At 61.5% G+C, this 11,762-nt stretch carries 15 protein-coding genes; 4 read left to right on the plus strand and 11 right to left on the minus strand.

The genetic code is table 11. The annotated features are described in order from the left end of the window. Positions 1-30: 30 nt before the first annotated feature. The 4 genes from thiL to hisG form a co-directional block, all read right to left on the minus strand. On the minus strand, positions 31-888 hold the full coding sequence (gene thiL / locus CD351_RS07050; protein ID WP_111991936.1) for a thiamine-phosphate kinase: 858 nt from the start codon (positions 886-888) through the stop codon (positions 31-33). A gap of 59 nt (positions 889-947) precedes the next feature. After that, a complete protein-coding gene (nusB, locus tag CD351_RS07055) occupies positions 948-1,415 on the minus strand; it encodes a transcription antitermination factor NusB (RefSeq protein ID WP_111991937.1) in 468 nt (155 codons plus the stop codon). Between the two features lie 307 nt (positions 1,416-1,722). Beyond that, positions 1,723-3,015, minus strand: coding sequence for a histidinol dehydrogenase (gene hisD / locus CD351_RS07060; protein ID WP_111991938.1), 1,293 nt, complete (start codon positions 3,013-3,015; stop codon positions 1,723-1,725). After that, a complete protein-coding gene (gene hisG, locus CD351_RS07065) occupies positions 3,015-3,716 on the minus strand; it encodes an ATP phosphoribosyltransferase (protein ID WP_111991939.1) in 702 nt (233 codons plus the stop codon). The genes hisD and hisG overlap by 1 nt, the downstream gene beginning before the upstream one ends. A 67-nt stretch (positions 3,717-3,783) precedes the next feature. On the opposite strand from hisG, the gene CD351_RS07070 reads away from it, so the two are divergent. Together CD351_RS07070 and CD351_RS07075 are read left to right on the plus strand one after the other, a co-directional pair. Continuing rightward, positions 3,784-4,896, plus strand: a complete 1,113-nt coding sequence (locus tag CD351_RS07070) for a DUF2332 domain-containing protein (protein WP_111991940.1) — start codon at positions 3,784-3,786, stop codon at positions 4,894-4,896. 37 nt (positions 4,897-4,933) lie between these two features. Next, positions 4,934-5,389 carry a hypothetical protein gene (locus CD351_RS07075; protein WP_111991941.1) on the plus strand — a complete coding sequence of 152 codons (456 nt, stop codon included), beginning with the start codon at positions 4,934-4,936 and terminating at the stop codon, positions 5,387-5,389. A 6-nt stretch (positions 5,390-5,395) separates the two neighbouring features. Here the strand turns inward: CD351_RS07075 and CD351_RS07080 are convergent, their stop codons facing one another. From CD351_RS07080 to CD351_RS07105, 6 genes are read right to left on the minus strand one after another with little or no spacing between them, the layout of a single operon-like run. Continuing rightward, on the minus strand, positions 5,396-5,623 hold the full coding sequence (locus tag CD351_RS07080) for an amphi-Trp domain-containing protein (protein ID WP_111991942.1): 228 nt from the start codon (positions 5,621-5,623) through the stop codon (positions 5,396-5,398). A gap of 43 nt (positions 5,624-5,666) precedes the next feature. Continuing rightward, positions 5,667-6,554: an alpha/beta fold hydrolase gene (locus tag CD351_RS07085; protein ID WP_111993645.1), complete on the minus strand. Its 888-nt coding sequence runs from the start codon at positions 6,552-6,554 to the stop codon at positions 5,667-5,669. Between the two features lie 5 nt (positions 6,555-6,559). Further along, positions 6,560-7,372: an SDR family NAD(P)-dependent oxidoreductase gene (locus CD351_RS07090; protein WP_111991943.1), complete on the minus strand. Its 813-nt coding sequence runs from the start codon at positions 7,370-7,372 to the stop codon at positions 6,560-6,562. A 24-nt stretch (positions 7,373-7,396) separates the two neighbouring features. Continuing rightward, positions 7,397-8,287 (minus strand): pirin family protein, encoded by an 891-nt coding sequence (locus CD351_RS07095; protein ID WP_111991944.1) that lies wholly within the window; start codon positions 8,285-8,287, stop codon positions 7,397-7,399. Further along, complete coding sequence (locus tag CD351_RS07100; protein ID WP_111991945.1) at positions 8,284-8,742, minus strand: NUDIX hydrolase; 459 nt, start codon at positions 8,740-8,742, stop codon at positions 8,284-8,286. Before CD351_RS07100 ends, CD351_RS07095 begins: the two co-directional genes overlap by 4 nt. A 10-nt stretch (positions 8,743-8,752) precedes the next feature. Then, positions 8,753-9,025 (minus strand): BolA family transcriptional regulator, encoded by a 273-nt coding sequence (locus CD351_RS07105; protein ID WP_111993646.1) that lies wholly within the window; start codon positions 9,023-9,025, stop codon positions 8,753-8,755. 72 nt (positions 9,026-9,097) lie between these two features. Here CD351_RS07105 and CD351_RS07110 point away from each other — a divergent pair, with 72 nt between their 5' ends. Continuing rightward, complete coding sequence (locus CD351_RS07110; RefSeq protein WP_111991946.1) at positions 9,098-9,691, plus strand: DnaJ domain-containing protein; 594 nt, start codon at positions 9,098-9,100, stop codon at positions 9,689-9,691. Between the two features lie 55 nt (positions 9,692-9,746). On the opposite strand, the gene CD351_RS07115 is transcribed toward CD351_RS07110, so the two are convergent. After that, on the minus strand, positions 9,747-10,598 hold the full coding sequence (locus CD351_RS07115) for an oxygenase MpaB family protein (RefSeq protein ID WP_111991947.1): 852 nt from the start codon (positions 10,596-10,598) through the stop codon (positions 9,747-9,749). Between the two features lie 172 nt (positions 10,599-10,770). Between CD351_RS07115 and cobS the strand changes: the two genes are divergently transcribed. Then, positions 10,771-11,760, plus strand: a complete 990-nt coding sequence (cobS, locus tag CD351_RS07120; protein ID WP_111991948.1) for a cobaltochelatase subunit CobS — start codon at positions 10,771-10,773, stop codon at positions 11,758-11,760. The last annotated feature ends 2 nt before the right edge of the window (positions 11,761-11,762 follow it).

Below are 11,762 nucleotides of genomic sequence, written 5' to 3' on the forward strand. Positions count from 1 at the left end.
TTTATGGGGGCAAATCCGCGATTGCGAGCGTCAGCCGTGCTGGTATCCCAGCCCTTCTGCATTCACGAGCGGTTCTCCATCGACCACCAGCGGTGCAAAGCCGCGCGGCGAGACGGTGCCGATCCGGGTTGCGGGCACGGGCAGGTCTATCGCGTCGGGGGCCGTGAAGAGCAATTCGTAATCGTCGCCCCAGCGCAGGCAGTCTTCGCGCCGGGTCTCGTCAGCGACCGGCACGTCGGTGCTTTCGATGCCGAGCGTGACCTCGCTCGCCTCGGCAATGCGGAAGGCGTCGAGCAGCAGCCCGTCGGATATGTCCATCATCGCGGTCACATGAGGAGCGAGCGCCCTACCTTCTGCAAGCAGCGGGGTGGGGCGGTTGAAGGCGTCTTCGTGATCGACTTCCCCTTCGAAACCCAGCATCGCGCGGCCGAGCGTCCCGGTGACGAACAGGCCGTCCCCGATCTGTGCTCCCTTGCGCCACGGCACGGGTGAGTGCGTCGCGCGTCCTATCGCTGTCATCGAAAAAGTGCTCGCCCCGGTGACGGCGACTGTATCACCGCCCAGGATCGAGACATTGAAAGCCGCAAGACCGGCACGAAGACCTTCGAGGAAGCGGCGATCGTTCCCGCCCAGCGAATGCCCCAGCAGAACGCCGATCGGGTCAGCGCCCTTGGACGCGAGGTCGGACAGGTTGATGGCGAGCAGCTTCCACGCGACATCGGCAAGGTCCGCTTCGGGGCGGAAATGTGTTCCCTCGGCCATCAGGTCGTGATTGATGATCAGCGTTTCATTGCCGAATTCTACAACGGCGCAATCATCTGTAAGCCCGCGCGCTCCGGGGTGGAGCGGCAAGGTGCGCAGGGCGCTGAGGAATTCGGCCTCGGACATGGCCCCTAGCTAGGCGCTTGCGCGAGCGTTGTCGAAGCTCACTTGCCGATAAGGGTGGATTAGTCGCGCGCTTCTTTCGCGATCGCGTCCAGAATGCCGTTCACGAACTTGGCTTCCCTGTCATCGAAGAAAGCCTTTGCAACATCGACATATTCGGTGATCGCACTGGCCCTTGGCACATCGGCGCGTGCGATGATTTCGTATGTTCCGGCGCGCAAAATCTGGAGCATGGTCTTGTCCAGACGAAGCAGGGTCCAGCCCTGTGCAAGACGAGCGGTCAGGATCTGGTCTATCTCTTCGCGCCGTGCATCGACGCCGCGCACGATGTCGTCGAAAAACTCGACTTCGGCATCGGCATAGACTTCGCCTTCGTGGTCTTCGTCATCGACTTCGCGACCAAGGCGGTGCTGGTGAAATTCGTCGAGCAGCTTGTTCAGCGCCGTGCCTTCCATCTGCTGCTGATACAGCGCCTGGACGGCGGCGAGGCGCGCGGTCGAGCGGGCCTGTGATCGGGCGGGAGTGTTCATCGGGGCAGGTGTTCCATGGATTGGTTCTTCAGGCGTCGCGCCTTGCCTGGGCAAGTTTTCCTACTCGCAGCGAGCGCGGTAATGCGAAGGGATGGGCGCGCGTTCTCATCCCGAAATTTCAACGTCGTCAAGATTTCCCGGCGCAGGTGACACTTTTGCGCGAAAAGGTGACACTTCGCCGCGCCAGAGTGACGCTTTCGGGGCCAGGGTGACGCTTTTGACGCCGACAGTGACACAAGAGCCGGTTTTGCCTCTGGACCGTGTAACATCCGGTCCACTTCTCGCAGCGAATCGGGCGCGGACACCCTCATTTGAGGCGCAGTTCGACCGACTTGGCGTGTGCGGGCAACCCTTCCGCATGGGCGAGGGCCGCAGCGGCGGGACCGATGCTGGCAAGGGAAGCATTGTCGAGCGAAATGAAGCTCGTTCGCTTCATGAAGTCGAGCACGGAAAGCCCGCTCGAAAAACGCGCCCGGCGACCTGTCGGCAGCACGTGATTGGGACCAGCGACGTAATCGCCCACGGCTTCGGGCGTGAGCCTGCCGAGGAACACGCTGCCCGCGTGACGGGTCTTGGCCATCACCGCTTCGGGATCGTCGATTGCCAGCTGAAGGTGCTCGGAAGCGAGAGCGTTGATGAGTGCGGGCGCTTCCTCGGGGATGTCGTTGACGACGATGATCACGCCATGTTCGTCCCAGCTGGTGCGCGCAGTCTTGCCGGTTGCAAGCTGGCTGATCTGAAGGTCGATGCAATCCTCGACCATCGCGGCGAAGCCCGCATCGTCGGTGATGAGGATCGACTGCGAGGTCGGGTCATGCTCTGCCTGGCTGAGCAGGTCGGCGGCGGTGACGTCCGGCTCGTTCTTGCCATCGGCGACAACGAGGATCTCGCTCGGTCCCGCAACCATGTCGATGCCAACCACGCCGTAAAGCTGGCGCTTGGCTTCCGCGACATAGGCATTGCCGGGGCCGGTGATGACGTCGACCGGCGCGATCCGGTCGGTGCCGTAGGCGAGCGCTGCGACCGCCTGCGCCCCGCCAACGCGCCACATCTCGTCGACGCCCGCAATGTGCGCGGCGGCGAGGACGAGCGGGTTCGATTGACCCTTTGGCGTGGGGGTTACGACCACCACACGCTCTACCCCGGCAACGCGCGCGGGGATCGCGTTCATCAGCAGCGAAGACGGATAGGCCGCGCGCCCGCCAGGTACGTAAAGACCGGCTGCATCGACCGCGCGCCACGTCGCGCCAAGGCGCACGCCGGTGTCGTCGGTGTAGTCGCGGTTCTCAGGGAGCTGCGCCTCGTGGTAGGCGCGAATGCGCTTGGCCGCGAGGTCGAGCGCATCGCGAAGCTCGGGCTCGAGTTCCTCGTAAGCATCGGCAAAACGCTCCTTCGTAACCAGCCAATCCGCATCGTCGATAAGCGAGTAGCCATCGAAACGCTGGGTGTAGTCAATCAGAGCCTTGTCGCCCGATCCCTTCACCGTGCGAAGGATGTCCTGCACCACACCGCTGACATCGCTGTCGGCTTCGCGGCGGGCGTGGACGATGCGCTTGAACTTGACCGCGAAATCGGGGTCCATGGTCGAAAGCAACTGCATTACGCGGCGTCCTTGTCTGCGCTACCGCTAACCCGCGCTTCGGCATCGGCGCGAAAGGCTGCGACCAGTTCGCCGACGCGCGGGTCGGTCTTGAGCGCAGCGCGGTTGACGATGAGGCGCGCGGTGATGTCGATGATGCGGCTCGTCTCAACAAGGCCGTTCATCTTGAGCGTCGTTCCGGTCGACACAAGGTCAACGATCTGGCGCGCAAGGCCGAGCGAAGGGGCAAGCTCCATCGCGCCGTTGAGCTTAACGCACTCGGCCTGGATACCCTGCCGCTCAAAGTGGCGGCGGGTGAGGCTTGGGTACTTGGTCGCAACCCGCAAATGGCTGGCGCCGGCATGATCGTCCTCGTCCCCGGCAAGCCGTGCGACAGACAAGCGACAGTGGCCGATATCGAGGTCGACCGGCGCGTAAAGGTCGTCATAATCGAACTCCTCGACCACGTCAGAGCCAACGATGCCTACCTGTGCGGCACCGTGCGCAACGAATGTCGCCACGTCGAACGCCCGCACGCGGATCAGCCGCATGTCTTCGCGGGTCGTGCCGAACGAAAGCGAGCGGTTGGCCTTGTCGTGAAAGCCATCCTCGGGCACCACGCCAGCGCGCGCCATGACGGGCAGCGCTTCGTCGAGGATGCGGCCCTTGGGCACGGCGAAGGTGAGTTGGTCGCCAGCGGGGGATGAGAGGTCGGTTGTCATTTCGCGGCGGGACTTAGGCACTGGGCACCCAAAGGGCAATACAAACCAAGGTGGAGATTAAAGCGGCATGACTGACAGCGGAAAGGTCGGAAGTGACTACAGAGCGGTCATGGCGATAGAAGATCTTGGCGCCGCAATCGAATGGCAGGCCGAACACGCCGAGATCAACGATGCACCGTGTACCGCACGCGTGATCCGCGCCCTGACCAAGGTCGCTGCGGGCGAGACCGCGACAGGGCGCCGAATTGCTGGCTGGCACGGACTCACGCTCAAGGATGCAATGCCCCTGAGAATTGCGGGCGGGCTGCACCATCTGGTCCTGAGCGGCGAGGACGATCGGCTGGCCCGCGTTTACAGTGGCCAGATCGCCGACCAAGGACAGGTTGACCGGCTGGTGTGCGAGTTGGTCGAGACCTATGATCACCGCTTGCTTCCATGGCTTGACGGGCCGCCTCAGACCAACGAGGCGGGTCGATCAGCGAGCATCACGGCAGGGTTATTGTGGCTCGCGCAGCGTGTGGCTCCGCGCTTCGAACTGTTCGAATTGGGCGCAAGCGCTGGGGTAAACACCATGCTTGATCGCTACCGATTCCGGCTGGGTGACACCGAGGTTGGACCCGCAGATTCGCCCATGCGGATCGAACCAGAATGGCGCGGTGGGGCCGGCTCGCCTCCCAACGCACCTGACGAATTCAAGATCGTGTCGGTTCGTGGATGCGACGTCGCGCCGATCAATCTCGCGGACGAGGCAAGCGCGCTGCGCCTCAAGAGCTATGTCTGGCCTGACGCTCCTGCTCGCATGGCCCGCATTGACGCCGCGATTGAACTTGCAAGCCAAGACCCGCCGCAAATTGTTCGGCAGGATGCAGGCGAATTCGTCGCCGATATGCTTAGCGAGCCTCAAGCCGAGGGCACAACGCGGGCGATGTTCCACTCGATCATGTGGCAATACATGCCCGCCGAAACGCAAGAAGCGATCACGCTGATGGTTGAACGCGAAGGGACAAAAGCTTCAGCCGAAAAGCCACTCGCATGGATCAGCCTCGAAACCGATCCCGCGACCTTCCGGCATGAATTGAAGGTGAGATACTGGAACGGCGGCGAGAGCGACGGAGAGACCACGCTTCTCAGCCATGCGCACCCTCACGGAGCATGGGTTGAATGGGCTGGCAGCGCATAAGGTTGCAAATTGCAACTAACATTGGTATGCATTGGGCATGAGAGAGAAGCTTCCCTATTCCGATCTAACCCTTGCGGAGGCGCTCGTCGCTTTCCGCCAGCATCATGGTCTCGATTTGAAGTACGCCGACATGCGGGAAGGCGCGAAGGCGCACTTTGAGAGGTACGACATGGTGCATGTCCTCTTTGGCCTCGACACCAGCATTCGCCAAGAAGCGCAAGCCGATGGCTGGACACTGTTCGGGACAGATATCTCGCTGCGAGACGTTCGCGACTTTATGGATCTCCCCGAAGAGAAGCAACTGATCAAAGAGGTGGGTTGGGCCACGATCGCAAAAGGTTACCTGCGTGCGATCACCGATTATCCGGTCATCGCTTGGAAATCGCGCAAGCTTCGCCGGAAGTGGAGATGGCCCGACAACGCCGACTATCGCAGCTGGACGGTCGCGCGCATCCGCCGTGAATTTGGGATCGAGCGCGCTCTCGCGGCCTGATCCGCCTCAGTCTTCGTCGCTCCAGCGGAACTGGAACTCGAGTTCATGGTCGCTGCCGCTTTGCTCGTGCTCGATTGAGAATTCGGTTCCGGCCGGAATGTAGAGCCGCTCGCCCGCTACCTGAATCTCGAACGCCTTGTTCTCTTTCAAGGCTTTGACCAGGCGCTCGAGCTTTTGGATGTTCTGTTCGGTCGTGTAGGTTTTGGTGACGTCGCGGCCTTCTTCGGTGCTCATTAAAAACGGTCCTTTGGTTTGATGATGTGCGTGACTTAGGCGCTCAAGATTGCAGGAAGGTTTCCATCGCCTCGATCATCGCCTCGGGCGCCTCCCACGTCACGAAATGGCCGCAGCCATGCACCGGCACGATGGTGAGCGGGTCGATGATCTCCTCCAGCCCTTCGAGGTTTTCGGCCGGCAAGGCGAGGTCGTCCATTGCCCAGACGACCAGAGTCGGGATCGTGAGTTTGGGCAGTGTGGGAGGCGAATAGTCGGCGGGCAATTCGAACGGCTCGTCCATCGTCGGCACCTGCATGGCGCTCGCGCGGTAATAGTTGATCATGCCGAAGCACGCATCGCGGTCTTCCCATTCGTGCAGCATGCGCTGGCGCTCTTCGACCGGCATTTCGCCGGGGCGGTCCCAGTTCACTTCCTGCTTGAGTATCCCGGTGATCCCGTGCTCGCGGATAAGTTCGTCATTTGCCGGATCGCGAAAGCCGCGAATGTATTGGCTGGATTCGCGCTGGCCGGGATGGGTGTAGAGCAGCTTCTGGAAGATCGCCGGATGAGGGGCATTGGCGATGATTGCGCGGGTGACCCGCGTGTTCTGTCCGGCAAGCGCCACGCCCCAGGCCACAGCTCCGCCCCAGTCGTGCCCGACGATAGTGAATGTCTCGACCCCCAGCGCATCCGCCAGCAGAAAGACATCGCCGATGAGCTTGTCGGGCGAGTAATTCTCGACGCCCTGCGGTTTGGAAGAACCCGCATAGCCGCGCTGGTCGGGCGCGATGCAGCGATACTGCTTTGAGAAATGCGCGATCTGGTGGCGCCACGTGCGGTGGTTTTCGGGAAAGCCATGGAGGAAGACGAGGACAGGCGCATCGCGCGGCCCTTCGTCGACCACGTCGAGTTCGATCCCGTTGGCGAGCGTGACGCACGTCTGCTCCATGCCGCTCATTCGGTTTCCTCCATCCGCTCCATGTAACCGCCTGCGACCATGCCGGCGATCTGGTCGAACAGCGCATCGGGTGTGCGCCGCATCTCGCCCATCTGTTGTTCCATGCCTTCGGCGACGATAATCTCGCGTTCGCCCGCGGCGATCCCATCGAGCATGGTCTTAGCGGCGTCTGGTGCAGGGATGCCCTCATCGATCACCTTGTCCGAAACGCCTCGCTTGCTGCCATCGCCCTTGAGGGCATTGCGCGAAACATTGGTCGCGACCGAGCCGGGATAGATCACGTGGACGCTAACTCCGGTTTGCGACAGCTCTCCGCGAAGTGCATCGCCATAGCCGGCAAGCCCGAACTTCACCGCGCTGTAGGCGGTGCGCATCGGCACGCCGACCTTGCCTGCGATCGAGGAGATGAAAGCGAGCGCGCCAGAGCCGCGCTCGACCATGTGCCCGATCAGTCCTTGCGCGAAGGCGATCTGTGCGGTGAGGTCGATGTCGATGATGTCGCGATAGACCTGCATGTCGGTCTTGAGAGCGCGGCTGCGCTGGGAAACGCCGGCATTGGCAATCGCGATATCGACGCCGCCTTTCCACGCGATGGCTTTAGCGGTTGCCTCTGCAAGGGCCGCGTCATCGCGCACGTCAAAGGGGAGGATCAGGGTCTCGCCGCAATCCTTCGCCACCTCGGCCAACCTTGCCTCGTCGCGGCCCGACAGCACGAGATGAGCGCCACGCGATGACAAATCGCTCGCGAGCGCCGCTCCGATGCCCGATGACGCGCCCGTAACCCAGGCGACCTTACCGGTGTAGTCCATCAATTCCCCTCCCGATGTCTCTCTCTATGGATAGCTGACGGTCTTGGGCACGTCCGGCAAGGGGATAAACTCCCCTTCGTCATCCGGTACCTTGCCGAAGCGCCCTTCGCGCCAATCGTCTTTGGCCTGATTGATTCGCTCGCGATCGGAACTGACGAAGTTCCACCAGACGTGGCGGCGCGTGGTGAATGCCTCGCCGCCCAGCAGCATAACCCGGCCACCGCTTTCGCTCGAAAGCGTCATCGTTTCGCCGGGCTTCAATACGGCCAACTCATAAGGCGTGAGCGTACAGTTCCCGATAGTTGCCTCGCCGCCGACCAGCATGACCGCGCGTTCGTCGGCTTCGGAATCGATCGGGATCGAGCCGTTCGGGCCAAGCAATATCTCGGAGTAAATCGTGTCCGCATGGGTCGTGGTCGCCGCGCGCTGTCCCCAAAGCTCGCCCATGATGACGCAGGCGGTTACGCCCTTGTCTTCAATCTTCGGCAAATCGCTGACCGCTTCGAAGGCAGGGTCGATCTCCTCCTTGCCATCGGGCAGAGCCAACCAGGTTTGCATCCCGTAGAGCATGGGCCCTTTGCTACGCTCATCCTCGGGGGAACGCTCGGAATGGGCTATGCCGCGACCGGCGGTCATCAAATTGACGGTGCCGGGACGGATTGTCGAAAAGGTGCCCAGCGTATCGCGGTGGTCGATCGCACCTTGGAACAGCCATGTTACGGTTGCGAGGTTGATATGCGGGTGAGGGCGCACGTCCATGCCTGTGCCGATATCGAGCTGACCGGGACCGAATTCGTCAACGAAAATGAAGGGACCGACCATCTGCCTCGCCTTCGAAGGCAGAACGCGGCGCACTTCAAACTGGCCAAGGTCATGTGTTGTGGGAGTCACGATCTGGGTGATGAGGTCAGTCATCGCATTTCCCTATTCTGCATAATGATTTGCGCGAGCGTTTCGGGAAAGACGGCTTCTGGCCAATCGCCGAGTTCTGCAAGCTCGAACCAGCGATGCCGTGTCATGACACGCTGTTCGAGAGCGGTGTGGCCTTGCGTTGAAATCTGCGTGCTGGAGACGCGGATCACGAAATAGCGCTCATCAGCCTGAATCGGTTCACCTTCGACCGTAATGAATTCAGGAGTGGTGCGCGCGACCTGCTGGCCCGGATCGGCTACGATACCGGTTTCCTCAAGCAGTTCTCGCCGTGCAGCCTCTTCGAAGCTTTCGTGCGGCTCGCATTCCCCGCCCGCTGTCACCCAGAAAGGTGGTCTGTCGGCAAGACTAAAGCGGAACAAGAGAACGCGCTGCACATCGTCGAGCACGATGATCCGCGCCGCGCGCCGAACGCGTTTGGTGTTCCCAAATTCGTTCATCGCTGAGCTGTTACCCGGTGGGCGCGCTGGCTTTGATCGCAACCGCGTGGACGCGTTCGCCCACAATGTCGCCGAGTGCTTCGATGACTGAACGCTGCCTTGCGAGGCGTGACATGTCACCAAAGGCGGGCGCTTCGATCACGACGGTAAAGTGCGATTCGCCTGAACCGTTATCACCAGCGTGACCCGAATGTTGGGCGCTGTCATTGATGATCTCAAGCTGCGTTGGCTCGAAAGCTTTGGTCAGCAACTCACGCATTTCTTCCGCTACTGTCCCGCTCATCTCACCACTTTCCTTCTTTGCAACATTGGCCAGCTTGGAATTTGGCATCTTAATCGCCATTCTCAAGGGTTCATGTCTCAGACGCGATTTCATGGACGGTTCGAAACCGATGAGAGGGTGTGCGAACACCCGACGTGCCGCGAGCCGGGGGAGTTCCGTGCGCCGGGATATCGTCCCAACGGATTTGACGGGCCGGGCGAGTGGCGCTGGTTCTGCCTTGATCATGTGCGCGAGTTTAACGCCGGGTATGACTGGTTCGAAGGAATGAGCGCAGAGGAAATCATTTCGGCCCAGTCGCCTGCCAGCGGCTGGCGAACCGAAAGCCCCAGTTTTGGCGCGCGCGCCGCGGTTGACGGTATGCCGCGCTGGGCTGACTTCGACGACCCGCTCGACGCGATTTCGGCCCGCGCAAACGGCATTCGCAGCCGCGCTCAACGCGAAGCGACGATGGCAATGGACGGGCGCTTTTCGAAGGACGAAGCCGAAGCGCTCGAGACGATGGGCCTGGGTTCGAACACAGACCGCCGCCGCCTGCGCCGCCGATATTCCGAGCTGGTGCGCCGCTACCACCCCGACCGCAATGGCGGGGATCGCAGCCACGAAGCGCGGCTCGGCAAGGTGGTCGAGGCCTACCAGCTGTTGAGGAAAAGCACGGCCATTGCGTGAGCCGGCCTGCGAATGAGCCCGCCCGACCTCTCTTTGCTCACTGAAGAGGCAAAGATCAGTTCTGGCGAAACGCCCAGCGCAGCGTCCGGCCCATGCCCCAGGTCGCCGCGCGGGCTGGCAGGGCAGTCAGGACCGGCCGCTGAAGGTTCAGCATGGATCGCGCAAAAGGCGGAAGCATGGCCACCGCTTCTGCGCCAAGCAAGGTCTGCAAGGCGGGCGGCGTGTTCTTTGGACGCTGATTGAGGACCAGCTGCGCAATCTCGCGGGCCTGTGGCGTTGCCCGCAGGTCGCCGCGAAGTTCGCGAAAAAGCGCATCCGCCTCGCGCCGGGTCTCTGGCACCGGGTCTGCGCCAAGAGCGCGGGCGATGACTGCGATCTGGCGATAATATTCATCCTGCTGGGCACCGGGCATGTCGGGTCGAACATGGCGCAGATAGCCTGCGAGAAAACTCTGCGCTTCGGTTACGTGAACCCAGGCGAGCGTGCGCGGATTGGTCGCCTCGTAGCGGCTTCCATCCGGCAGCGTGCCGCCAACTTTCGCGTGTATGCGATTGACGCGGTCTATGGCTTTCATCGCATCATCACGGTGCCCGAAGGTCGTTACCGCGATGAACCGGGCGGTCCTCTGCAAGCGCCCGTGCATGTCCTCGCGAAAGTTGGAATGGTCGAGCACGCCTTGCAGCGCATGCGGGTGAAGCATTTGCAACAACAGCGCGCGAATTCCGCCGGTCATCATGCCGACGATATCGGCATGCACCATGCGGATCGGCGTATCCTTCTCGAACAGCGCGTCGTCAGATGGCGGGACCGGCTTTTGTCGGCTGGAAGAATCGTTGAAGGTGCTACGAACCTGCTCGACCAGTTTGAGGCGAAAGCGTTCAATCGGGATGTCGAGCGGGGAGGGCATGGGAGCTATCTAATCACCCTGATCGGATTTTTCGAGAAGCGCGACACTTAATTCAAGCGGGGGCACATGAGGAAAATTCGCGTGCCACATCAAGCCTGGCCGAGAATGTCAGGTCTAGATTTGAAACCGATACTTGCCCGCGCGGCGCTTGGCCTTTAACGGTCCGGTCGAAATGAACTCACACTCCTCCGAAGAATTCGCTGGCAAGAGCGCCATTCCCTCCGAACCCGACTCGACGGTCGACGTGCGCGACACGTTCGGCATCGATGTCGACTGGCAGGTTCCGGCCTTCAGCGCGAATGATGAGCATGTGCCGGAGCTCGACGAGAGCTATGTATTCGACCCGGATACGACCCTCGCGATTCTCGCAGGTTTTGCTCACAATCGCCGTGTGATGGTGCAGGGCTATCACGGAACGGGTAAATCCACCCATATCGAGCAGGTTGCCGCGCGCCTGAACTGGCCGAGCATCCGCGTGAACCTTGATGCGCATATCAGCCGTATCGATCTGGTGGGCCGCGATGCGATCGTCCTGAAAGACGGCTTGCAGGTTACCGAGTTCAAGGAGGGCATTCTTCCTTGGGCGCTTCAGCACCCGGTCGCGCTGACCTTTGACGAATACGATGCGGGCCGCCCTGACGTCATGTTCGTGATCCAGCGTGTGCTCGAATTCGATGGCAGGCTGACACTGCTTGACCAGAACCGTGTGATTACGCCCAACCCCTATTTCCGCCTGTTCGCGACCACCAACACGGTAGGCCTAGGCGACACCAGCGGCCTTTATCACGGCACTCAGGCGATCAACCAGGCGCAGATGGACCGCTGGAACATCGTGGTAGCGCTGAACTATCTGCCGGCAGAGACCGAGCAGAAGATCGTCAAATCGAAGACGCCCGAATCCGACGACGCGCTTATCGCTGACATGGTCAAGGTCGCAGAGCTCACCCGTCAGGGCTTCATGAGCGGCGACATTTCGACCGTCATGAGCCCGCGCACCGTGATCACATGGGCGCAGAACGCCGCGATTTTCAATTCTGTCGGCTTTGCCTTCCGCCTGTCGTTCCTGAACAAGTGCGACGAGGCCGAGCGCACGTTGGTAAGCGAATACTATCAGCGCGTGTTCAACGAAGATCTGCCGGAAGGTGCAGCGAAGGGCGTATAAGG

The organism is Erythrobacter sp. KY5 (genome assembly GCF_003264115.1).
Lineage (GTDB): Bacteria > Pseudomonadota > Alphaproteobacteria > Sphingomonadales > Sphingomonadaceae > Erythrobacter.